General features: G+C 33.3%; 26 protein-coding genes. 23 read left to right on the top strand and 3 right to left on the bottom strand.

Annotated features, from left to right (window positions below; all coding sequences use genetic code 11):
• Position 1: 1 nt before the first annotated feature.
• The 7 genes from aroF to GFS03_RS10040 are packed head-to-tail and all read left to right on the top strand — an operon-like array spanning position 2 to position 6,653.
• On the top strand, positions 2-997 hold the full coding sequence (gene aroF / locus GFS03_RS10070) for a 3-deoxy-7-phosphoheptulonate synthase (protein ID WP_153423963.1): 996 nt from the start codon (positions 2-4) through the stop codon (positions 995-997).
• Positions 994-2,058 carry a 3-dehydroquinate synthase gene (gene aroB / locus GFS03_RS10065; protein WP_153423962.1) on the top strand — a complete coding sequence of 355 codons (1,065 nt, stop codon included), beginning with the start codon at positions 994-996 and terminating at the stop codon, positions 2,056-2,058. Before aroF ends, aroB begins: the two co-directional genes overlap by 4 nt.
• On the top strand, positions 2,043-2,852 hold the full coding sequence (locus GFS03_RS10060) for a shikimate dehydrogenase family protein (protein WP_153423961.1): 810 nt from the start codon (positions 2,043-2,045) through the stop codon (positions 2,850-2,852). The genes aroB and GFS03_RS10060 overlap by 16 nt, the downstream gene beginning before the upstream one ends.
• Complete coding sequence (aroC, locus tag GFS03_RS10055; RefSeq protein WP_153423960.1) at positions 2,830-4,005, top strand: chorismate synthase; 1,176 nt, start codon at positions 2,830-2,832, stop codon at positions 4,003-4,005. The genes GFS03_RS10060 and aroC overlap by 23 nt, the downstream gene beginning before the upstream one ends.
• Positions 3,975-4,781: a shikimate kinase gene (locus GFS03_RS10050; protein ID WP_153423959.1), complete on the top strand. Its 807-nt coding sequence runs from the start codon at positions 3,975-3,977 to the stop codon at positions 4,779-4,781. Before aroC ends, GFS03_RS10050 begins: the two co-directional genes overlap by 31 nt.
• The gene (gene aroA, locus GFS03_RS10045) at positions 4,750-5,994 is read left to right on the top strand and encodes a 3-phosphoshikimate 1-carboxyvinyltransferase (RefSeq protein ID WP_153423958.1); all 1,245 of its coding nucleotides are present in this window, start codon (positions 4,750-4,752) and stop codon (positions 5,992-5,994) included. Before GFS03_RS10050 ends, aroA begins: the two co-directional genes overlap by 32 nt.
• The gene (locus tag GFS03_RS10040) at positions 5,991-6,653 is read left to right on the top strand and encodes a type I 3-dehydroquinate dehydratase (RefSeq protein WP_153423957.1); all 663 of its coding nucleotides are present in this window, start codon (positions 5,991-5,993) and stop codon (positions 6,651-6,653) included. The genes aroA and GFS03_RS10040 overlap by 4 nt, the downstream gene beginning before the upstream one ends.
• On the opposite strand, the gene GFS03_RS10035 is transcribed toward GFS03_RS10040, so the two are convergent.
• Positions 6,614-6,967 (bottom strand): Rieske (2Fe-2S) protein, encoded by a 354-nt coding sequence (locus GFS03_RS10035; protein ID WP_153424580.1) that lies wholly within the window; start codon positions 6,965-6,967, stop codon positions 6,614-6,616. The two genes, GFS03_RS10040 and GFS03_RS10035, sit on opposite strands and share 40 nt — an antisense overlap.
• Positions 6,968-7,185: 218 nt before the next feature.
• Between GFS03_RS10035 and GFS03_RS10030 the strand changes: the two genes are divergently transcribed.
• The 4 genes from GFS03_RS10030 (at position 7,186) to GFS03_RS10015 (ending at position 10,218) form a co-directional block, all read left to right on the top strand.
• Complete coding sequence (locus GFS03_RS10030) at positions 7,186-7,479, top strand: hypothetical protein (protein WP_153423956.1); 294 nt, start codon at positions 7,186-7,188, stop codon at positions 7,477-7,479.
• A 1-nt stretch (position 7,480) separates the two neighbouring features.
• Positions 7,481-9,133: a helicase C-terminal domain-containing protein gene (locus GFS03_RS10025; protein WP_153423955.1), complete on the top strand. Its 1,653-nt coding sequence runs from the start codon at positions 7,481-7,483 to the stop codon at positions 9,131-9,133.
• 7 nt (positions 9,134-9,140) lie between these two features.
• Positions 9,141-9,935, top strand: coding sequence for a thioredoxin family protein (locus GFS03_RS10020; RefSeq protein WP_181443755.1), 795 nt, complete (start codon positions 9,141-9,143; stop codon positions 9,933-9,935).
• Between the two features lie 64 nt (positions 9,936-9,999).
• On the top strand, positions 10,000-10,218 hold the full coding sequence (locus GFS03_RS10015) for a sulfurtransferase TusA family protein (RefSeq protein WP_009990607.1): 219 nt from the start codon (positions 10,000-10,002) through the stop codon (positions 10,216-10,218).
• Positions 10,219-10,223: 5 nt separating this feature from the next.
• On the opposite strand, the gene GFS03_RS10010 is transcribed toward GFS03_RS10015, so the two are convergent.
• Positions 10,224-12,131: a hypothetical protein gene (locus GFS03_RS10010; RefSeq protein WP_153423953.1), complete on the bottom strand. Its 1,908-nt coding sequence runs from the start codon at positions 12,129-12,131 to the stop codon at positions 10,224-10,226.
• A 64-nt stretch (positions 12,132-12,195) separates the two neighbouring features.
• Here GFS03_RS10010 and GFS03_RS10005 point away from each other — a divergent pair, with 64 nt between their 5' ends.
• Genes GFS03_RS10005 through GFS03_RS09995 form a run of 3 tightly spaced genes read left to right on the top strand, consistent with a single transcriptional unit; the run spans position 12,196 to position 14,669 of the window.
• Positions 12,196-12,831, top strand: a complete 636-nt coding sequence (locus GFS03_RS10005; RefSeq protein WP_153423952.1) for a superoxide dismutase — start codon at positions 12,196-12,198, stop codon at positions 12,829-12,831.
• 33 nt (positions 12,832-12,864) lie between these two features.
• The gene (locus GFS03_RS10000) at positions 12,865-13,950 is read left to right on the top strand and encodes a sugar phosphate nucleotidyltransferase (protein WP_153423951.1); all 1,086 of its coding nucleotides are present in this window, start codon (positions 12,865-12,867) and stop codon (positions 13,948-13,950) included.
• Between the two features lie 14 nt (positions 13,951-13,964).
• A complete protein-coding gene (locus GFS03_RS09995; protein ID WP_153423950.1) occupies positions 13,965-14,669 on the top strand; it encodes a Rossmann-like domain-containing protein in 705 nt (234 codons plus the stop codon).
• Here the strand turns inward: GFS03_RS09995 and GFS03_RS09990 are convergent.
• Positions 14,656-15,840, bottom strand: coding sequence for a hypothetical protein (locus GFS03_RS09990; RefSeq protein ID WP_153423949.1), 1,185 nt, complete (start codon positions 15,838-15,840; stop codon positions 14,656-14,658). The genes GFS03_RS09995 and GFS03_RS09990 overlap by 14 nt on opposite strands.
• Positions 15,841-15,880: 40 nt before the next feature.
• On the opposite strand from GFS03_RS09990, the gene GFS03_RS09985 reads away from it, so the two are divergent.
• The 9 genes from GFS03_RS09985 to GFS03_RS09945 all read left to right on the top strand — a co-directional run bounded on the left by GFS03_RS09985 (position 15,881) and on the right by GFS03_RS09945 (position 21,616).
• Positions 15,881-16,213, top strand: a complete 333-nt coding sequence (locus GFS03_RS09985) for a DUF2175 domain-containing protein (RefSeq protein WP_153423948.1) — start codon at positions 15,881-15,883, stop codon at positions 16,211-16,213.
• Positions 16,214-16,340: 127 nt separating this feature from the next.
• Entirely contained in the window at positions 16,341-17,123 is a 783-nt protein-coding gene (gene thyX / locus GFS03_RS09980) for an FAD-dependent thymidylate synthase (protein ID WP_153423947.1), read from the top strand.
• Positions 17,124-17,202: 79 nt separating this feature from the next.
• The gene (ndhC, locus tag GFS03_RS09975; RefSeq protein ID WP_153423946.1) at positions 17,203-17,592 is read left to right on the top strand and encodes an NADH-quinone oxidoreductase subunit A; all 390 of its coding nucleotides are present in this window, start codon (positions 17,203-17,205) and stop codon (positions 17,590-17,592) included.
• Entirely contained in the window at positions 17,589-18,083 is a 495-nt protein-coding gene (locus GFS03_RS09970) for an NADH-quinone oxidoreductase subunit C (protein ID WP_153423945.1), read from the top strand. Before ndhC ends, GFS03_RS09970 begins: the two co-directional genes overlap by 4 nt.
• Positions 18,061-19,293: an NADH-quinone oxidoreductase subunit D gene (locus GFS03_RS09965; protein WP_153423944.1), complete on the top strand. Its 1,233-nt coding sequence runs from the start codon at positions 18,061-18,063 to the stop codon at positions 19,291-19,293. The genes GFS03_RS09970 and GFS03_RS09965 overlap by 23 nt, the downstream gene beginning before the upstream one ends.
• Positions 19,293-20,351 carry an NADH-quinone oxidoreductase subunit NuoH gene (nuoH, locus tag GFS03_RS09960; RefSeq protein WP_153423942.1) on the top strand — a complete coding sequence of 353 codons (1,059 nt, stop codon included), beginning with the start codon at positions 19,293-19,295 and terminating at the stop codon, positions 20,349-20,351. The genes GFS03_RS09965 and nuoH overlap by 1 nt, the downstream gene beginning before the upstream one ends.
• Complete coding sequence (gene nuoI, locus GFS03_RS09955) at positions 20,339-20,842, top strand: NADH-quinone oxidoreductase subunit NuoI (protein ID WP_153423941.1); 504 nt, start codon at positions 20,339-20,341, stop codon at positions 20,840-20,842. Before nuoH ends, nuoI begins: the two co-directional genes overlap by 13 nt.
• A complete protein-coding gene (locus GFS03_RS09950; RefSeq protein WP_153423939.1) occupies positions 20,823-21,326 on the top strand; it encodes an NADH-quinone oxidoreductase subunit J in 504 nt (167 codons plus the stop codon). The genes nuoI and GFS03_RS09950 overlap by 20 nt, the downstream gene beginning before the upstream one ends.
• 2 nt (positions 21,327-21,328) lie before the next feature.
• On the top strand, positions 21,329-21,616 hold the full coding sequence (locus GFS03_RS09945; protein ID WP_153423937.1) for an NADH-quinone oxidoreductase subunit NuoK: 288 nt from the start codon (positions 21,329-21,331) through the stop codon (positions 21,614-21,616).
• The last annotated feature ends 1 nt before the right edge of the window (position 21,617 follow it).

Below are 21,617 nucleotides of genomic sequence, written 5' to 3'. Positions count from 1 at the left end.
AATGATCTTATACGTCCTTAAAGATAAAAGTGATTATTCTACATTGGTAGAAAAGTTAAACGAAAAATCAGCATCTTTTAAAGTATTGAATTTATATGGTAAGAACTTGGTATTAGCTTGGCCTGATCAAAACATAAAAGGCATTACCGATAATAGTATAGAAATAGCTGTGGAAGTTAAGAAAAGTTATGTCTTAGCTAGTAATGATTGGAAAAAACAACCGACAGTAGTAAATGTAAAAGATGTGGAAATTGGTAGTAAAAAGGTAATAGTAGCTGCAGGTCCTTGTGCAGTAGAAAGCGAAGAGCAAGTTCTTACTACTGCTAAAGCTGTCAAAAGAGCCGGTGCATCGCTACTTAGAGGAGGTGCTTACAAACCTAGGACAAGTCCATATTCCTTCCAAGGTTTAGGGGAAGAAGGGATTAAAATTTTGAGGAGGGTAGGGGACGAAGTAGGCTTACCTATTGTCACAGAAATAATGGATACAAGAGACTCTGCTATATTTAACCAGTATGTTGATATGATTCAGATTGGAGCTAGGAATGCACAGAATTTCTCCTTATTGAAGGAAGTCGGGAAGTTAGGCAAACCAGTACTACTTAAGCGAGGTATGGGAAATACAGTAGAGGAATGGCTTCAAGCTGCAGAATATATTTTACTAGAGGGAAATGGCAATACGGTGTTATGCGAAAGAGGAATAAGAACCTTTGAGAAATCGACTAGATTTACACTGGACATTGGTGGAATGGTGGCTGCTAAGCTAATGACGCATTTACCCATTTGTGCTGATCCAAGTCATCCTGCAGGAAAAAGAGAACTAGTCCATTCTCTAGCGCTAGCTGCAGTCGCTGCAGGTGCTGATATGTTATTAATTGAAGTTCATCCACATCCAGAAAAGGCGTTAAGTGATTCAGAGCAACAACTAACACCAGAATCATTTGAAGTTCTAATGGATAGAATTAGAGCGCTAGCTAGAGCCTTAGGGAGAGATGCATGAGAGAAACCTTTGAAGACATCTGTTGCTCTAAAGTAAGGGTAGTAGTTGGAGATGGTTCACTTTCAAAATTGTCCGAGATTAAAGATAATAATGCTGTTATTATTTATTCGAGGAAAATTGATTTAATGGATAAAATTAATAAGTATTTACCAAATGCATACTTTATTCCCGTCAATGATGGTGAGACCGCTAAAGAATTATCTAATGTAATCTCCATAGTAGAGAAGCTATTTGAAAAGAATTTTGATAGAGGGGATTATGTTATTGCTGTGGGTGGGGGAACAGTAACTGATGTAGCAGGTTTCGTAGCATCGATATACTTAAGAGGATTGAACCTAGTAAACGTACCAACGACCTTTTTAGGTATGGTAGATGCGGCAATAGGAGGTAAAAATGGAGTAAATTTCAATAATATAAAGAACTTAATTGGAACATTCTATCAACCTAGTATGATAATCTCTGATTTAGAATTTTTGGAAACTTTACCTATAGAAGAATTAAAGAAGGGATTAGCTGAGGTAATCAAATATGGCATAACTTTAGATAAAGAATTGTATGATTATCTATCTTTAAATAAAGATAAGGTACTAGGTAAAGATAAGCAGGTACTAGAAGAGGTAGTTTTTAGGTCTACGTTGGACAAACTAAACATTGTAAAAGAAGATGAGAAAGAGACTAAAGGGATAAGAATAGTTCTAAATTTCGGTCATACGATAGGTCATGCTATAGAAGCTGGTTCCTCTTTTAATGTTCCTCACGGTTACGCTATTTCTGTAGGAATGGTTTGTGAGGCTAAAATTGCTGAGGAGTTAGGTTATGCTGAGGAAGGAGTTGTAGAAGACGTCTTATGGTTATTACAACTTTATGGATTGCCTTATGATATATCTCAAATAGATGCTCCAATAGATGTTAAACTTGCGTTAAATGCAATTAATATGGATAAAAAGCATAGGAAAAATGTAATCTTAATGCCATTTCCCACGAGAATAGGTAGTTGGAAAAGAGTCGAAGTTCCTCTAGATACTATAATGGGGTTTGCTGAGCAATGCTTGAAGAGATAAATTATGACACTAAATTATTCGGCCTAATAGGTAAAAACATAAAGTATACGTTATCCCCCTATATTCATAATTTCTCATTTAGAACCTTGGGAATAAACGCAGTTTATCTAGTTTTTGATCTAGATGAAATGAAATTTAATCGTGTAATTAATGGTATATTGGAAATTATGGATGGGCTTAACGTTACCATACCGTATAAAGAGGAAGTAATGAAATATTTAGATAATACTGATCCATACTCTACAAGAATTCAAGCTGTAAATACAATATACAAAAAGAGTGGCTATAACACTGATTATCTAGCAATAAAAAATCTTGTAAGAAAGAAAATTGGGAATATATCTGGCTATGAATGTTATATATATGGTGCTGGAGGTGCGGCAAAAGCAGCAGCTTTTGCATTATCTGAATTAGGATGCTCTAGTATTAGTATTGTAAATAGAACTAGGTCAAGGGCTGATGAGTTAGCTAAATTACTAACTAAGAACGGTTACTATGCATCAATTAAGGAGAATTGTAATAGTAGTAGCAATATTATCGTTGTTAACAGTACTCCTAATCCTTCAGTAGTCCCCGAGAATTGTATTCAAAAATCTGTACTAGTTATAGAATTTGTTTACAGACCAGTTGAGACTGAACTAATTAAAAATGCTAAAAAATATGACATAAAATATATAGACGGTCTAGAAATATTAGTGAATCAGGCTGTAGAAGCAGAAAAGATATGGTTTAATAAGAGTTTACCAGATGAAAAGATTATAGAGTATCTTTATGCCAGGAAACTCGTTTGGTAAACTATTTAGAGTAACCACTTTTGGAGAGAGCCATGGTCCTGCAGTAGGTGTAGTTATAGATGGGGTTCCAGCTGGTCTACCATTAACTGTTGAAGATATAAAGTTTGAATTAGAGTTTAGAAGGCCTGGCAGATTATACGTTTCTGGAAGAAGGGAAAAAGATGAGCCAGAGATATTAAGTGGTATCTTTAATAATAGGACTACTGGATCTCCAATAGCAGTTATAGTGCGAAATACTGATGTAATATCAAGTTTCTACGAGGAGATTAAGTATAAGCCAAGACCCGGACATGCTGATCTTCCATATATAATGAAATATGGATATGAAAATTGGGATTATAGAGGAGGTGGAAGAGCAAGCGCTAGAGAGACTGTAAGTAGAGTGATAGCAGGAGCAGTGGCTAAGAAGTTACTTATGTTGACAGATACTTGGATAGCAGGTCATCTTAGGAGTTTAGGACCAGAAGAGTTAAAGGAGGAGGTAACATTTGAGGAAGTTTTATGTTCAAAATATAGTCCAGTGAGAGCTAGTAAAAAGGTTCTTGAGGAAAAGTATGAAGAATTGATAAAGAAAGCTACTCAAGAGGGCGACAGTTACGGTGGGATTGCTGAGGTGATAACTAAAAATCCACCAATAGGATTAGGAGAACCAGTGTTTGATAAGATGAAGGCTGACTTAGCTAAAGCAGTAATGTCAATCCCAGCTGTAATGGGTTTCGAGTACGGTTTAGGTTTTATAGCAAGCAAAATGAAAGGGAGTGAGGCTAATGACGAGATTATAAGAAAGGATAATAGAATCGGTTGGAAATATAATTATGCTGGAGGAATTTTAGGCGGTTTAACTAATGGTGAAGATCTTATAGTCAGATGTGCATTTAAACCTACTAGTTCGATTAGAAAGCCTCAAAAGACCCTAGATTTAAGGAACTTAGAGGAGACTTATATTTCGGTAATTGGTAGACATGATCCAGCAGTAGCGATTAGGGGAGTTACTGTTGTAGAGTCAATGGTAGCATTAACCTTAGTAGACCATGCTATGCGTGCAGGAGTTATTCCACTAGTTAAACTTACAGAAGAGCAAGGTAATATAATACAACAGCGTTGGGAGAGGTATGTGAAATCATGCAAGCCTATGGAGGAGTCTCGATCATAAACGCGTTACCATCCTGGTATGGCTCGTCTATGGCAGTTAATTTGAAGGTTAAGGTAGAAATTAGAGAAGGTAGAAGAGACTACTCTAAAGAGAGTGACCTAATTAGGGTCATTATTGATTACTTTAAAGAGAAGTACTCAATACCAGATATTGTAGTCGACATCGAATCGGAACTTCCACAGAAGAGCGGATTAAAAAGTAGCAGTGCAGTTTCTGTGGCTCTAATAGCAGAGATTGCAAAGCGATATAACCTAAAGAATATTAACCCTCCAGTATTGTCTGCAATACTTTCGTTGAAAGCTGGAGTATCATACACAGGAGCACTTGATGATGCAACTGCAGCATATTGTGGGGGAGTAGCATTCACTTATAATAAAACGTTTAGAATAGTAAAGTTGGATAACCCAGGGAGCGACTTATCAGTTCTCATATTAGCTAGGGGAGGAAGGCAAAAATCTGTCAATTTAAACGAGTTGAGAAAATACAATCACGTCTTTGAGGAGATTTTTAGAATAGCACTTAAGGATTATTTGACTGCTATGAAGATTAATGGAATATTAATTGCTAATATTTTAGGTTATCCTTTAGATCCAATAGAGATCGCTTTGAAAAATGGAGCGTTAGCTGCTGGGATTAGCGGGAATGGCCCGTCATACTTTGCAGTATCTAAGTACGGAGAAGAAGGTCCAGTATACGAAAGCCTTAAGAGGTTTGGAGATGTTATTATAGCTAGGCCTGTAAGCCTTGATTGTAAAGATTTACCCATCAAAGATTAATGGGATAATAAAAGCCCCCCAATCAAAGAGTTTAGCAATCAGACTAATTTTTCTTTCACTTTTTACTAGAATACATTTTCACAGTCTAGTTTTATCGGAAGATGTTATAGATGCTATAAATTCAGTAAGAGCATTAGGAGTTGAAGTAAAAAACAATTCCGAATTCATACCTCCAGAGAAATTAGAAATCAAGAAGAAGTTTATAAAATTGAAAGGTTCAGGGACTACTCTTAGAATGCTTATTCCAATAGTAGCTGCAATAGGTGGAGAAGTGACAATTGATGCTGAAGAAAGTTTAAGAAGAAGACCTTTAAAAAGAATCGTGGAAGCGTTAAGTAGTTATGGTATATCATTTTCTTCCTATAGCTTGCCTTTAACCATAACCGGAAAGTTAAGTAGTAACGAAATAAAAATTTCTGGCGACGAGAGTAGTCAATATATTTCTGGCTTGATATATGCTCTTCATATTCTAAATGGTGGCAGTATTGAAATACTGCCTCCAATATCATCTAAAAGTTATATACTGCTTACGGTAGATTTATTTAATAGATTTGGTTCAGATGTTAAGTTTTATGGTAATAAGATTCATGTTAATCCCAATAATTTGGTTGAATTCCAAGGTGAAGTAGCTGGAGATTATGGTTTAGCTTCATTTTATGCTCTTTCCGCATTAGTTAGCGGTGGTAGAGTTACAATAGTTAATTTATGGGAACCAAAAGACTATTTCGGTGATCATAGCATTGTTAAAATATTTCGTGAGATGGGTGCTACTAGTGAGTATTCAGACGGTAAATGGTATGTGGAGGCTAGAGAGAAATATTCTCCCATAAAAATAAATATAGACGATGCACCGGATTTAGCTATGACAATAGCTGGATTAGCTGCTATAGCAGAGGGAACAAGCGAAATTACAGGGATTGAACGATTGAGGATTAAGGAAAGTGATAGAATTGAAAGCATAAGGAAAATTTTAGAATTATATGGTGTAGGAAGCGAAGTTAAGTCTAACTCCATTTTGATATTTGGAATTAACAAAAATCTGTTAAACTCTCCAGTTACAGACTGTTTTAATGATCACAGAGTGGCTATGATGTCGTCTGCTTTAGCCTTAGTAAATGGTGGAGTAATTACATCAGCTGAATGTGTAAGTAAGAGTAATCCTAATTACTGGCAAGACTTATTATCGCTAAATGCAAAAATCTCCATTGAATGAGACCTTTAATAGTAGCCTCACTGCCGATTAAAAAGATAGAAGACTTAAAACTTATACCAAATTTTTTAGATGCAGATCTAATAGAGCTAAGATTAGATTATCTAAAGGATCGAGAGGTTAGTGTGATATCTGACTATTATGAGTTTTTAGATAAATACAAAAATAAGTTAATAATAACGTTAAGAGATAAGACAGAAGGGGGGATAAATCAATTAGAGGATGAATTAAAGATAAAACTTTTAAAAGAACTTTATGACAAAAAATTTCTATATGATGTTGAGGTTTCATTTCTCGAAAAACATAGCGTACCATACGATAATGTGATAGTCTCTATTCACTATTTTAACTATCTTCCAGCTTTAGGAAAGGTAAAGGAGATTGTCAGTAAGTTTTCCGAAAAAGCGTTTAGTGTCAAGATCGCAGTACCTGGTCTGAAAGGATATAAGGAGGTGATATTACCTCTTCTTGAATATGAAAACATAACGGTAATTCCAATGAGTAACAATCCCTTAGATAGGATAGCAGTTGGTCTACTAGGCTCAAAGCTCATCTATTCGTATGCAATAGAACCTTTAGCACAGGGCCAACTTTACTATAAAAAAGTAATCCAGATTTTTAATTATATTAACGATATAATAACTTCGTCTTCAGTTACTTGAACTTTGTATATTTTTATAGGCTTTTTTGCAGCTCCCTTCCTAGGTTCTCCAGTATATATAGAAAAGTGAGAAAAATGACACTGACATACCAATTCCTCTTTTATGATAACGCCATATTTTGAAAGATCACATCCCAAATGTGGGCATCTATTATCGAAAACAAAAAATCTGTCTGCTCCTAGATAAAAAATAACTAATTCTTGGCCATTGGGTAGTGTAATTTTTCTTTTCTCTCCTGTTCTAAAACTAGTCTTACTTATCCTTATAATCTCCACGTGTTTAATATGACCTAATGAGAAATTAAAGCAAACTATATATAAGTAAAATACTCTTAATACAGTAACATTGAGTTTAATGGACAATTCTTAGCATCTAATACTAAAAATTTTTTTCTTGGCAGTTATTTAATCTTATTAATTAAATTGTAAGATTTAAACATGGCAGTCGTTGAATAATAAAAACCACTTGAAAGATTATGAACAAACAATTTATAAGATTGGAAGCAAATTAAGTAGAGTAGAGGAAATCAAAGATGTTAGAAATAAGTGAAGATCTTAAAGCAAAACTTGATTATAGAATCTTTGAGATAGTTCAAAATTCACCTGCAACCGAAATTAGAGCCATAATCATAACCTCTTTACCACCATCTAGCGAGGTAATAAATGAGATTCAAAAAGAGTCATTAAAGATAGAAAGAGTATTTAATATAATGAACGTTGTTAAAGTTAGAGGAAAGGCGAAGGCTATTGCATCCTTGCTCGATAAGTCTTTTGTAAAATACATAATGCTAGAAGAAGTTATAGTAAACACTCCACAATTAATCTAATGTGGAACTTAGAGAGTGGCAAAGTAAGATAGCTGAAAAGGTTGTTGAGGCATTAAGAAATAATTTTTTAGTCTCATTACAAGCACCTACTGGTAGTGGTAAGACTCTATTTGCTCTTTACGCTTCATTCAAGGTTAAGCCAAAAGTGGCCTTCGTTGTCAGAACTCATAATGAGTTTTTCCCAGTTTACAGAGAACTATCTTTGCATTTTAAAGATAAAAAATACGGATTTTTAATTGGGAAATCTTCTGCGTGTGTTTTTAGTTCTTCCGACGTTGATCCTCAAGATATATATTGTAGTGGATGTGAAATTTTCAACGCGTCCACAATTACTATAACTGATTCACCAAAGTCGAGTCTGAATAAACTAAAGAAGGAGGGTAAAGAATTAGGATTTTGCCCATATTATTCGCTCTTGGAGAGTATAAAAAATGTTGATGTAGTACTACTCACATATCCTTATCTGTTTATACCCTGGCTTAGAGAATCCTTAGATATTAATTGGGAGAACTATGTTGTTGTAATAGATGAGGCTCACAATATTGAGAATGTTTCTAATATAGAAGAGAAAAAACTAAACAAAAGAATCATAGAGATGGCAATTTCTCAAACTAAATCACAGAATGTAAGATTAATATTAGAGAGGCTTAAGGAAAATATAGAAAAAGTAATTTATTCAGAAGAGAAATATATACTTATTGAAAAGGAGAAATTGGCTAATATAGTTCCTTCAGAGGATGAAATTGATAGTATAGCAGAGGAATATGAAGAAATTAGGAAAAGTATGATAAAAAATAAGACAATAAGTAGAAATTATCTTGGCTCGATTTTAAGGTTTTTTGATTTAGTTAATGATGAAAGAGTTAGAGTTTTTTCATATTCAAATTCTCTAGTCGCTAAATATATAATACCATCCTACTTTACTGATATACTAAACGATGAGAAAATTACTTATATGTTAATGTCAGGTACTATGCAACCCTTAGATTATCTTAGAAATATTATAGGGATTAATAGAAAAATATTGTATATTGATGCGGAGAAGGTTATGAGAAAGAGATTAACTGGAACATATGAGTGTCTTATAGCTACAGATGTAACAACTACTTATAGCCTAAGGTCGGAACAGATGGCACGTAAATATGCATCGTATTTATTAAAAATTTTCTACAATTCTAAAAGGAATGTTTTGGCTATATTTCCTAGCTATGAATTTATGCGAATTGTATCTAAATTTCTAAACATAAGATATTTTGCAGAGGATGCAGAAACAAATATTGAAGAGATGATGAATAATGTGAAAAAAGAAAAAACAATTATCATGGGTATAGCAAGGGGTAAGCTAGCTGAAGGAATTGAAATAGTCGAAAACGGAACTAGTTTAATATCAGATGTCGCAATGGTAGGTATCCCTTATCCTCCAATAGACGATTACTTAAAAATACGTATTGAGGAAATATCAAAGAGATTGAAAAAGGATATCAGTAACGAATTAATTGGAATACAAGCATTGATCGCGGTAAAACAATCTATAGGTAGAGCTATTAGAGGTCCAATGGATAGTGCGACTATATGGCTTCTCGATAAAAGATATGATAGTCTGTGGTGGAAGAAAGAACTTAATTGCTTGAATGCAAGGAAAATTAAACTGTGAAAGAGAAATGGAAGTAGAGATTTTTACTCATAAAAACTGTGTAGAATGTAATATGCTTCTTGAATACTTAGAGAATAAAGGATTATTAGGGAAAGTAAAAATCATTGATACAGAATTATATCCATTTCTAGCCTTTGAAAGAGGTGTAATTTCAACACCATCCATTTTCATAGATGGAAAATTGGTATATGCAGGGATTGTGGATTTTGAGGAGTTTGAAAAGATTTTAAGTGGAGAAAAAATAACTAAGCAAATAGATAAGGATAAGTTAGTTGAAAAATTAATGCTTGGGATAGTTGACTCATTCGCTGCTACAGCCTGGTTATATATTAATAGGGACTTTGACTCATTCCTAGCTCAAAAAGATTTCGTAATGGCTGTAACTGGATTGTCACTTTTGGGTGAGAAGGAAAAAGAGGAATATTACAATTATTTAAGAAATATAATGATAAAAGAAGGAGAGAAGTACCTAGAGGAATGGAAACCTAGAATGTTAAGAAATATATCATCCAATTTTATCAGGGAAATATTTTGGTTGTATGAGAGAAAAATAAGTAAAGAAACAATCATGCAGAAATATCCGGTCGAAGTTTTCGCCCATTGGCTAATGATAAGAGGTGGCACATTAGGAAGAGTTGGCCTAAGGATCTATCCGCTTTCTGATTCTACAGTAATGAGCAGGATATTAGATGCGTACAACTTCATGTTAGTGAATTACGATGAAATATTTAATAAGGTTCAAAAAGAACAAACTGAACTAAAGGCTAAAAATAGGTACCAAGTAAGGTATTTCCAAATTTAAAAACCTAACCATGAAAGCTAAAATGTTTTTAAACTTTTTAATCTCTGCTAAAATAGGTCATTTTATGGAGAAATTAGATCTTAGAGGAAAACCATGTGAAGAATTTATTCTAGAAATTTCAAAATATTTGGTGGCTATGAAAGTAGGTGATAGTATATTGATACTAACAGATAAAGATAGAGTTCTATGTACTCATCAACTCCTAAGAAATGCCCCTAGATATCTTTTTAAAGCAGATCTAGTTGATGATCATGCAGAGATTACTATAAAAAGGTTAAGATAAGACACTTATCTAATGTAACAAATTGAATCATTAACCACTCTTAAGTTTGTACCTTTTTCTTGTAGTACAAGATCTATAAACTTACCATAATCTAAGGCTATTCCTAACTCATTAAGTTTTATACATCCTTCCTCAATTACTTTTTGCAAGATAAGTTCATAGTTATCATTAATCAAGTTAATAACATCAGCTATTTCATTCTTATGAGTTATTATACTGGACAAATCTTGAATTACTTGAATCGATGAAGATAACGTCTCTATTCTCTTACATATTGGCTTAGTGGAATCATTTATCTCCTTTTCAAGTAAGTTAATGAGATCAAATTCCTTATATCGACTTAATGAAGGTATCTCTTTTCTGATGTATTCATAATCCTCCTTAATTTTAGTTAATATACTAGAAGCTGTCTTTAAACCTTGCTCTAAAATTTCCCTACTTTTTACTATGTAGATGGCAGGTTTTTCATCGCTAAGCTTTATTATGCTCTTCAATAATTCCTGGTTCACATTTAAATTTATACTATTGAATAGTTGTAAAAACTTAAGCATCAGTTCTGTACACGTCTTGCAATTTTCTAAATTTTCTTTATTAAGTAGTATCTTTAGATACTTAATTGACATTTCTATATTAAGTCTTACATCAATTATCTCGTTTTCGTAATTCTTGCCTAGTAATAATACTAACGAATTATTTATAGTTTCAATATATTTATATAATAAGTGGAGATTTTCCTTCATTCTCGTCATTAGTTTATTTATCCTAATAATTCCCTCGTCATTAATTTTTATAGGCTCAGAAAGTTGTTCCATTTTATCTAGCACAATGCCATAATTTTTGATTTCATCTACAATTTCGTTATATCGTGAGATCTGATCAAATAGATAGTCATTAATACTTCTCTCTAGCTCTAATCTTTTGGCATTTAATTCTAGTTCAATATTTTGCAAAGTCTTTATATCAGATATATTTTCCAAGTTGTTTGAAATATCAGCAAAGAATTTATTATACTTCTGAATTAAAGGAGTTAGTTCAATATCATTTGCATCCTTTGCGAGTAATTTTATCTTCTCCAATATTCCTTTAGTTTCATTTATATCTTCGTCTATCCTATTTTTCATCTCGATTACTTCTTTTTTAATATAGAAATTAGCTTTAATCAGTGAAACTATAGAAGGAATTATATTTAAAATCAATGTTAACAGTGAAATTGAGATTATTACTTCTAAACTCTGGCTATTTATATAAAGAAATATAGAAAATGGTAAGATTCCAGTTAAGCTAAATAACTGTCTTATACTAAATAACATACCAGATATCGGAACTAATATGATAGATAGCCAGAGTAAATAACTATACAGTGACGAGTCGTAATATAGAGTAATAGGTATTACTAGTAAAGGTAAAGCAGAAAGAATATTTACTATAATTTTACTATTCTTTTCTGCAATACCAAAAGGCAAAAACAACAAAAAGAATGGATTGTAAATTGATAAAAGTATTGAACCAGACGCTATTGCACCTCCTACAGAACCATATCTCAAAATACAAAGTAGAGGGATTATAAATATAAAAATTAACATTAACAGTATTTCTATTAGATATTTAATTGAATAGCCTTGAATCAGAGGATATAGTGTTATATTGTATAGTATCTTATAAACCGCAGCACTGTCTATAATGTATATTGACAAAAAAGTTATAGAAAGAGGTTTATGAAAGAAAAATGAAATTACCGAGATAATAGCTATGGCAAAATATATATAATCAATAGGCAAAAACGAAAGGAAGATTTTGTATGATAGAATTGCGTTAATAATAGCGACTATTACTCTATTCATATAGTCATATATAGTATCACTATTTGGCTCCGGGTTTTTTATAAACATGCTTAAGATAATATTATCTCTCAAAGATATATATGGTTTACTAGCTTTAGTAAGTTAAAGATATAAATGGTTCTTCATATCTATACCTATGACTCTCCAAATTCAGTTTAAAAAGTACGAGCTACCTCCATTACCTTACAAGATAGATGCATTAGAACCATATATAAGTAAAGATATAATTGATGTACACTATAATGGGCATCATAAAGGGTATGTAAATGGAGCTAACTCACTCCTAGAAAGACTAGAAAAAGTAGTAAAAGGAGATTTACAAGCTGGACAGTATGATATTCAAGGTATCGTACGTGGTCTTACGTTTAACATTAATGGGCACAAATTGCATGCCTTATATTGGGAAAATATGGCACCAAGTGGGAAAGGCGGTGGGAAACCTGGTGGTGCACTAGCAGACTTAATAAATAAACAATATGGTAGTTTTGATAGGTTTAAGCAAGTTTTTACTGAAACTGCTAATTCACTACCAGGTACGGGTTGGGCTGTTCTCTATTATGATACTGAGACAAGCAATTTACAAATTATGACGTTTGAAAATCACTTCCAAAATCATATAGCAGAAATACCTATAATACTAATATTAGATGAATTCGAGCACGCTTACTATCTACAGTACAAGAATAAGAGAGCTGATTACGTAAATGCGTGGTGGAATGTAGTAAATTGGGATGCAGCGGAAAAGAAGTTACAGAAATATTTAACGAAGTAATAGTTTTTTATCTATTATCACATATTTCTTAGTATGGTATCCGCAATTGTACTAGCAGGAGGTTATGCTACTAGACTTAGGCCCTTGAGTCTAACCAAACCGAAAGCTCTTTTCCCTATTTTAAATAAACCTATTCTGGGTTATATTCTAGAAAATCTTACCAATTCTGGTATTGTTGATATATATTTATCATTAAGGGTAATGGCTGACAAGATAATTGATTACTTAAAAGGTATTAATATGCTAGATAAGGTTAAAATTGAAGTTGAAGATGAACCTTTAGGTGATGCAGGTCCTTTAAGACTGATCTCTGAGAAGCATAATTTAGACGACGATGTTCTAGTTATATATGGGGATATATATAGTGAAATAGATATGAAATCGCTTCTTGATTTTTATTATAAAAAGAACTGTGATGCTGTGATAGTAGGTACGGAGGTACAAGATCCTAGAAGATATGGTGTACTTTATACCGAGAATGACATATTAGTGGAATTAATAGAAAAACCTAAAAAACCTATAAGTAATTTAATTAATGCTGGAGTATATATTTTTAAAAAGAGTCTGTTCAAGTTAGTGGATACTCCATCTTCTATAAGTAAAGATTTCTTACCTAAGTTACTTAGAACTAAATGCATTGCGGTATATAAGTATCACGGAATATGGGCAGATATAGGAATTCCCGATGACTATCTTAGGCTTAATTTCGAAGTACTAGTACAAAAATACCCTAAGGGCTATATTAATTCATCAGCTAAGGTTAGTGAAAAGTGTACACTTATTCCTCCTTATTATATTGGTTCAAAAAATGTCATTGAAGACGACGTTTACATTACATCCAATACTATCTTGGGTAATGATGTAGAGGTAGGAAAAGGAACTTACATATCTGAGAGTATTCTAATGAACAAAGTAAAGGTTAAAGAGTACACATATATATCTGGGTCTATAATTGCCGACAAAAGTAAGATTGGAAGATGGAATCATATATTAGATGGGTCTATTTTAGGCGAAGAGGTAATTACTAGTGATGGAGTTCTTATAAATCGTCGCACGATAATTTTGCCTAATAAGGAAGTAAAAGAACATGTTTATGATAAAGGTAAAATAATATTGTAAGAGTGATGATAATTATGATCCTTAGAGAAATTATTGATGAATTATCATATCGTTTAAAGCAAAGGAGGATTATTAACGTATGTGTTGGCCCTACTTATACATCTGTAATGTTAGATAACCAATACATAGGAATTTCACATACTATAACGGATGGCGAGATAGAAGATGCAGGTGAGATAATAGGGAAAAATGCATATGATGTCGTAATAAACAATCTGGACTCAAATTTACAAAGATCTTTATCTCTAGCAATTCTAAATGCTTTAGGAGAAATGAATGGGTTTACACAAGGTGATCCGATTAATTTATACTCTGGAGGAAAGCTTTGCGTATTTGGCTTTTCACCCCAATTATCATATAGTAATTTTGATAGCGTAGTTGTCTATGATTTCTTATCTACAGAAAATAAGAGGGTAGGTAATACTGAAATAAGACCTTTCTCTTTACTATCTCATGAAGTGTGCACTACTGCGCTAATTTTCGCATCTTCTCTAGTCAATAATACAATAGATAAGATTCTTACTCAAATCTCTGCTAATCACCTAATTCTAACTGGTATTTCTTCAGTAGATGCACCAATTACGCTTAAAAATCATGGATTTGAAGCTCTAGGCAAATTATTTCCAATAGAGAAATACCGAGTGTTTCGAACGATCTGTGAAGGGGGTAGTAATAGGTTATTAAGTAAATACGTTGCAAGATATTTTAAAAAGTTGTAGGTTGTATTTCGTCAATTTTTGAATAGCATTTCCCATTATAATATAGCATAGAATCTTGGCAACTATTATTCTTTACTACGGTAACTCTTGCATCTATAATATTAAGGTAATTATTAGCTTTTATACTCTCAAAAAGTTTGAGGTAAGCTATTGCTGTTCTTGCAATTACCTTAGGATTATTTAGAGCACCTCCTAACGCACTACTTAATCCCTTAAGAGCTAAATTTTTGTATGTTTCATTATTAGTTATATTCCATAATCGGGAAAAGAATATTGAAGCTTCAGAGTTTGAAATTGGCTCCAAATAAGGTATTCTAGTTATATCATCAACTTCCTTTATGTCTCTAAAACCTTTTTCATGCTGTAAATTATCCTTTATATATTCTGCTATTTTTATAGAAAGATTAAGATAGTCTTCGTTCAAGGTCCTTTCATATTCACTAACTAATGCATTACCTGTTAGGGCTTCATCAAGTAAAATTCCCTTACTTTCTTTTCTCTTACTTCTATATACCTCACCACTATTGGTATCCATAAAATCTAGTAATGTTTGTATACTTATTACACCATAATTTACCAACATTGCAATATTTGTAGAGTATTTTTCATCAATTTTTATCTCCTCTCTTTTTCCTTCCAAAAGATACCTAGCTAAATCGTCAGAATATTTTATTTTGTCTTTTATCTTAAGGTAATCCTTATATACGTTTGTATATGTTAAATAGACTTCTATCATTCTGCTATCCGCTTCATAACCTTCAATTACTCTATTTACTGTCTCATATATTATGCTAGGATTGGGTTCCATAGGCTCGGGGATGTACCCGTCTAGCTTTATACCCTTTATCACTTTTCTTTTATACTGATCCACTAATTCTCTCAGTCTTGTCTCAATAAATTTAATATCTTTAGATTCTATTACTGCTAATAAATTTAGAGTAGGAGTAAGAATGGCAATCGTTGGTATTATTCCTCGTGTTAGTCTGATGGTATACGGAATGTACTCTAGTGCATCTACCTTTTTGCCTATGTATTTTGAAAAAATTGTTAACTCTTGTAATTTTGAATAAATAGCATCACAGTCCTTGCAGTTTTCGTCAGTAAAAAATAATAATATGGGTTTGTCGAAGAACTTAGCGTCATCAAGTATGCGTGAATTTAGTATCATCATTAACCGTAAGGCTTATTTACATATAAAACTTCTACTATCTATGAGTCGTCCCGCTACAAAATGGAAGTGTGTGTTATGTAATAATACAATATATTGGGATGAATTATTCACTTATTTAAAAAATGGCGTTACTCATTATACATGCTTGAGAGATAGAGCAATCAAAAATGCTAAGATCGATATTAAAGAATTAACTTTGATTTTAGATTCTCTGGAGGAAGAATTAAAATCAATAGTTTCTTATAAGCAAAAGTTGTCATCATTACAAAATGAAGAGGCAAAAAAGACGCTAGATCAAATTGAAAAGGATGCAGAGAAGAACGCTGGCATTTTAACCAGATTAGTTGAGAAGTTTAGTGATCTTTCTCAATAAACTATAGTAATATTTGTACGAAGTTAATTTTATTAACATTATGTGATTATTTTTGAATCAAGTAAACCTTCAATAGAGCGATGAACCACATTTCTTAAAAATTGAATAAGAAAGAATAGTATTTGATATGATCTCTGTTAAGTTAGTCTCATATACTAATGATGGGGAGAAAGTCATTGCTATAGCTGCAAAAATGTCGAGGTCCAGAAAAGGTTGGGATTATCACGAGAAGGAAATGACTGATGATGAGGTCGAGATATGGATTAGGGATGCAATAGTTCACGGTTATTGGAGTGTTCTTGAGCATTCTGTATATACATTTTCAATTGAGGGGATTTCGAGAGTAGCATCACATCAACTTGTTAGGCATAGGATAGCCTCATATACTCAAACGTCTCATCGTTTCGCTAAGCCAATTGACGAGTATTATCAGCCAATAATCCCACTATCAGCTAAGAAGAGAGATAAAGAGCTAATAGAGAAAGCGTATAAGGAAGCCTATAATAATTATTTTAACCTTTTACAATCTGGTGTTCCAGAGGAAGATGCTAGATACGTTTTACCTAACGGAGTAAACACAAATATAGTAGTAACAATGAACGCTAGAGAACTATATAACTTTTTCGCGTTAAGGCTTTGTAGTAGAGCTCAGTGGGAGATACGAGCAATAGCATGGATGATGCTTGAGGAGGTAAAGAAAGTCCATCCACGCTTGTTTAAATACGCTGGACCAAATTGTATTATACATGAAAACTTCATAAGAAATGAAAACGAATCAATAACTTTAGAAGATATATTTAAAGATTACAGATTAGAGTTTATATCTCAAAGATGCATTGAGGGAGTGGTGAGAGATGGGATTAGAAAATGCGTTATAAATTCGCGTTCAGTAGTGGATAATATTAGATAACTTTACTGTAGTATTGAACTCTTAACTGTAACTTTTTAACGAAGAGTATTTAAATGAACATCTTTTATATACACATGCGATGTCACTTACACAAGCTATTTTAGGATTCGGGATTCCTATTGTAGTTTTCCTGGCTGCTGGATATGGTCTTTACAAGCTCTTGCTGTTAGTGCTCCCTTCGAAGCCTAACCCCTTAAAGGTTAGCCGATTTGAGGCTGGAAATATTCCAACAGGATTAGGAAGACTTTGGTTCCCCTTGCAGTATTATGGTTATTTATTACTTTATGTTACATTAGAGCCAATAATTGTATTATTACTTCCTATTGCATTCTCTGATTATTATACGACGCCGGTAGCTTTCAGGGATTTACTATTGGTAGTTGTGGTGTTTATTGTTTTAATGTACCCTGTTCTATATTACGCTATTAAACAAATTAATTTATTATATCAGTGGGAGATGAGAAGATGAGTGAAGCATTAAAAAATCTTGTAAATGATTTGCAGACTAAGTTTAAATGCCAAGTTAAAGTTGAAAATGATAGACGGATAACTGTTGTAGTAACTGATAAGAAGGTTATAAAGGATGTGGCTAATTACTTGAAAGAGTTTGGGTTTGATCATGTTAAAGCAGTGACAGGTATAGATTATCCCGAGCAGGAGAAACTAGAGGTAGTTTATCATATATCTTCATACTCAAATTTGGACCTGGCCAAAATAATATTAGCCTTAAGAACAACTGTAACATACAAAGATCCTTCTTTGCCTTCACTGTATTCAATATTTGAAAGTACTTGGACTGGAGAAAGGGAGACTTATGAGATGTTAGGAATTAGGTTTGAAGGTCATCCTGATCTTAGGAGACTTTTCTTGGATGAAGATTTTGAAGGCGTATATCCCTTAAGAAAGTCATTTAAGATTAGGTTGGAGGGGATCTTCGTTGACAAGCCAACCACAGAATGAAATACAAGAACAACTTCTAGCAGCTACTGGGATGTCTGTAGAATTTATACCAATTCAAGGGGAGCTTAATGTAGGTCCACAACATCCTGGCTCTGGTCATATGAGGATATTTGTAAAATTAAATGGAGATATCATAGAGGATGTAGACTTAGACGTTGGTTATGTTCATAGAGCAGTGGAAAAGCTTTCGGAAAATAGAAATTATATGCACCTTATACCTTTAGTAGAGAGACCAGCAATTTTAGATTCTATACATATGAATTTAGGTTACATTATTGCAGTGGAAAAGATTTTAGGGGTTGATGTTCCAGAAAGGGCACAATACTTAAGGAGTTTTGCGGCAGAGGTAAATAGGATAGCTAGTCATCTCTATGGGCTAGGCATTTTGTCAATATTCTTGGGTCACTCTACTGGTTTTATGTGGGGTTTTGGTGATAGAGAAGTATGGGTAACAATATTGGAAGCATTAACGGGGGCAAGAGTTACGAATTCATATATAATACCAGGCGGAGTTAGAAGAGATATAACACAAGAAATAAAAGATATGACGTTAAAGGCCATATCATATCAACGTAAAAGGTTAGAAGATTGGAAAAAGATCTTCTTTTATAATCCATCAATTAGAGCAAGGCTCGAAAACGTTGGGGTAATGACTAAAGAAAACGCTATCAGATGGGGTGCAGTTGGTCCCAATTTAAGAGCTTCCGGAGTATATTATGATGTTCGAAAGATAGAACCTTATGGAGCTTACGATAAATTAGACTTTGAAATTCCTGTATACAAAGAGGGAGATGGTCTAGCAAGAGGTTTAGTAAGATTAGAAGAAATCGAACAAAGTATGAGAATATTAGAGCAGATAATAAAGAATATACCAGAGGGTAATATTTTGTCAGACAGGTTTTTCAAACAGATACCTCCTACTAGACTTAAGAAGTATTGGGAGACTTATCGACGAATTGTATTGCCAGGATATTATGCTTCATTTAGGCCACCTAAGGGTGAAGCTATATCTAGAGTAGAGGCTGGAAGAGGAGAGCTGGCATATTATGTAGTAAGTGATGGTTCTCCTAAGCCTTATAGGTTAAGAATGATAACTCCCTCTTATAGGTTAATATATGTTTTTAAGCAGTTATGTAAAGGTTCCCGATATGCTGATTTAGTTTCGATTTATGGTAGCCTAGATTATTTCCCACCGGAGGCAGATAGGTAATGAGTGTTCTCTCAGCTTTACAATATTATTTCTTCTATCCTTCATTTTTTTTAACAGTAATTTTCCCTGGTCTAATATTCACTCTGATTTTTCTTTTAATTACTATATGGTTTGAAAGAAAAGCTGCAGCAATAGTCCAACTTAGATATGGTCCTTATTATGCATCTAAAAGGCTAGGAGGATTACTGCAGTTATTTGCGGATGCTATAAAGTTTGTCTTCTCAGAGATAATAATTCCCAATGGAGTAAATCAGACACTCTATGCACTATCCCCGATCCTAGTGTTAATATTTGCGTTTTTGCCTATGGCCCTTCTTCCAATTTCTACTATACCATCTCAAGGTTCCATATTATCAGTGTATCATAACATATTTTATGACAGCCAGATTCATCAAGGAGTTTTAGTTCCATATTTTATCGAGTATAATTTAATAGGAATAATCGCACTGGAATCTTTATATCCAATTCTTGTTATATTCTTGGCATGGAATACTAACAATAGATTTGCTGTAGTAGGATCTATAAGGGAAGCTTATCTGTCAGTATCTTATGATGTTTTAATTATAATTTCTACGCTTGCGTTAGCATTAGAGTACCATACGCTTGACGTTGCTAAGATCGTAACTTCAGGAATACCAGGGTTTATAGCTAATCCTATCGCGGCATTCGTCTTCTTAGTTGCAATGTTAATAGGTTCTTCAAGATTTCCCTTCGAAATAGTTGAAGCTGAAACTGAATTAGTTATAGGTCCGTACACAGAGTATAGTGGTTTTCTATTCGTATTGACTATGGCAGGGTCTTATGTAGCGAACTTAGTATATGCAATTCTTTTTGTAGATTTATTCTTAGGTGGTTGGCTACCATTTAGTGGATTTGCCGGTGCTGTATTTACAGTTTTTAAAGCCGCAATAGTAGTATTTTTCTCTGTTTTTCTTAGAGCAGTTTATGGGAGGTATAGGATAGATCAGGCTTTAAGGGGAAGTTGGAAATATTTCTTCCCTCTTGCCTTAGCTTCCTTGATATTAGGTGTGGTGGTGGGTTATCTATGGATAAGGTGAAAGAATATAAGAAAGAAAATATAGCAAGTTTATTTGCAGAACATATACAGTCAATAGCTACGGGTATAAAGTACTTTATAAAACCTAAAAGAATAACACTGCAATACCCTGAGGATAGTCTCACTCTTCCTACAGGATATAGAGGAATGATCAGACTTTACAAAGATGTATGTATAGGCTGTACTTTATGTGCATTAATATGTCCAGCGGATGCTATGAAAATGGTTACGGAAAGTGGAAAGAAATTCCCTCAAATAAATTATGGTAGATGTGTATTCTGTGGTTTCTGCGTAGACGTATGTCCAGTAGATGCGTTAAAAGAAACTAGAGTTCATGATCTAGTTTTTAATTCTAGAAAACAACTAATTTTTGATCCTGATAGATTTAACGTAGATGTTGATGAGGTTCCACTAGAAAATAAGCCAGTGAGAAAAGTAAAAGCAGTAGTAGATGAGAAAAAGGGGATAAAATATGTACCTGCAGACGAGTGAAATACTACAATATATACTGTTTGGGTTTTTTGGGATTATGGCAATAGCGTTTTCTATATACATAATTAGAGCTAAGAACGTATTTTATGGTGCTGTAAGTCTAGCATTTCTAGGTTTAAGCATAGCTGCATTAATAGCGTTAATAGCACCTTCAACTTATGGTATATACTCAGTGTTTCACATTCTCCTTTATGTGGGAGCTACTGTAACTTTCCTAGCTATTTCGCTAGTCATGTTTAAGGATTTAGAAGTTAGGATTCGTAGAGGATCATTGGGAATATTGGCTGGAGGAGCAGTGACTCTTCTATTCTTAATTACAATTTTTATATCTAATTTTAGGGTTTCTCCAGCAGCATTGCAACCAATTAATTTCCAATTACTAGCTAATGATCTTTTAGAAAACTATTGGTTTCCATTGATTATACTTATCATAGCTCTATTAACTACATTAATTGAAGCAATAGCTTTAGCTAGGAGGGATTAGAAATGATGGATCTTGGTTTATTGGGTATTATAATATCTGGCCTCTTGATAGGGATAGGCATATATGGTTTGTCCTCAACATCAAATATTATCCGAGTGTTATTATCGTCTGAGATTGTGTTAAATGCATCAATTTTATTTGTTTTCTCCTACTCTAGTGTTGTGGGTATGGTCTACAAGCCTGTAATATTTTCTCTTTTCTCAATAGGTATGGCCTTAACAGAAGTTGTAGTCGCGTTCGCAGCTGTTATCTTATATTATAGGCAAAAAGATAAACTGGAGGTGGAATAAA

Source organism: Sulfolobus sp. E5-1-F (genome assembly GCF_009601705.1).
GTDB lineage: Archaea > Thermoproteota > Thermoprotei_A > Sulfolobales > Sulfolobaceae > Saccharolobus.
The sequence above is the reverse complement of the archived record's forward strand: the minus strand, read 5'-3'. Positions and strand labels throughout refer to the sequence as shown.

What these genes read in the sequence shown, in the direction of transcription:
- GFS03_RS09990 (WP_153423949.1), bottom strand. Translation starts at nt 15,840, where the DNA reads ATGATGATACTAAATTCACGCATACTTGATGACGCTAAGTTCTTCGAC.
- GFS03_RS09995 (WP_153423950.1), top strand. Translation starts at nt 13,965, where the DNA reads ATGATCCTTAGAGAAATTATTGATGAATTATCATATCGTTTAAAGCAA.
- ndhC (WP_153423946.1), top strand. Translation starts at nt 17,203, where the DNA reads ATGTCACTTACACAAGCTATTTTAGGATTCGGGATTCCTATTGTAGTT.
- GFS03_RS09970 (WP_153423945.1), top strand. Translation starts at nt 17,589, where the DNA reads ATGAGTGAAGCATTAAAAAATCTTGTAAATGATTTGCAGACTAAGTTT.
- aroB (WP_153423962.1), top strand. Translation starts at nt 994, where the DNA reads ATGAGAGAAACCTTTGAAGACATCTGTTGCTCTAAAGTAAGGGTAGTA.
- GFS03_RS10060 (WP_153423961.1), top strand. Translation starts at nt 2,043, where the DNA reads ATGCTTGAAGAGATAAATTATGACACTAAATTATTCGGCCTAATAGGT.
- GFS03_RS10040 (WP_153423957.1), top strand. Translation starts at nt 5,991, where the DNA reads ATGAGACCTTTAATAGTAGCCTCACTGCCGATTAAAAAGATAGAAGAC.
- nuoI (WP_153423941.1), top strand. Translation starts at nt 20,339, where the DNA reads ATGGATAAGGTGAAAGAATATAAGAAAGAAAATATAGCAAGTTTATTT.
- GFS03_RS10050 (WP_153423959.1), top strand. Translation starts at nt 3,975, where the DNA reads ATGCAAGCCTATGGAGGAGTCTCGATCATAAACGCGTTACCATCCTGG.
- thyX (WP_153423947.1), top strand. Translation starts at nt 16,341, where the DNA reads ATGATCTCTGTTAAGTTAGTCTCATATACTAATGATGGGGAGAAAGTC.
- nuoH (WP_153423942.1), top strand. Translation starts at nt 19,293, where the DNA reads ATGAGTGTTCTCTCAGCTTTACAATATTATTTCTTCTATCCTTCATTT.
- GFS03_RS10000 (WP_153423951.1), top strand. Translation starts at nt 12,865, where the DNA reads ATGGTATCCGCAATTGTACTAGCAGGAGGTTATGCTACTAGACTTAGG.
- GFS03_RS10030 (WP_153423956.1), top strand. Translation starts at nt 7,186, where the DNA reads ATGTTAGAAATAAGTGAAGATCTTAAAGCAAAACTTGATTATAGAATC.
- GFS03_RS10015 (WP_009990607.1), top strand. Translation starts at nt 10,000, where the DNA reads ATGGAGAAATTAGATCTTAGAGGAAAACCATGTGAAGAATTTATTCTA.
- GFS03_RS09985 (WP_153423948.1), top strand. Translation starts at nt 15,881, where the DNA reads ATGAGTCGTCCCGCTACAAAATGGAAGTGTGTGTTATGTAATAATACA.
- aroF (WP_153423963.1), top strand. Translation starts at nt 2, where the DNA reads ATGATCTTATACGTCCTTAAAGATAAAAGTGATTATTCTACATTGGTA.
- GFS03_RS09950 (WP_153423939.1), top strand. Translation starts at nt 20,823, where the DNA reads ATGTACCTGCAGACGAGTGAAATACTACAATATATACTGTTTGGGTTT.
- GFS03_RS10005 (WP_153423952.1), top strand. Translation starts at nt 12,196, where the DNA reads ATGACTCTCCAAATTCAGTTTAAAAAGTACGAGCTACCTCCATTACCT.
- GFS03_RS10020 (WP_181443755.1), top strand. Translation starts at nt 9,141, where the DNA reads ATGGAAGTAGAGATTTTTACTCATAAAAACTGTGTAGAATGTAATATG.
- aroC (WP_153423960.1), top strand. Translation starts at nt 2,830, where the DNA reads ATGCCAGGAAACTCGTTTGGTAAACTATTTAGAGTAACCACTTTTGGA.
- GFS03_RS09945 (WP_153423937.1), top strand. Translation starts at nt 21,329, where the DNA reads ATGATGGATCTTGGTTTATTGGGTATTATAATATCTGGCCTCTTGATA.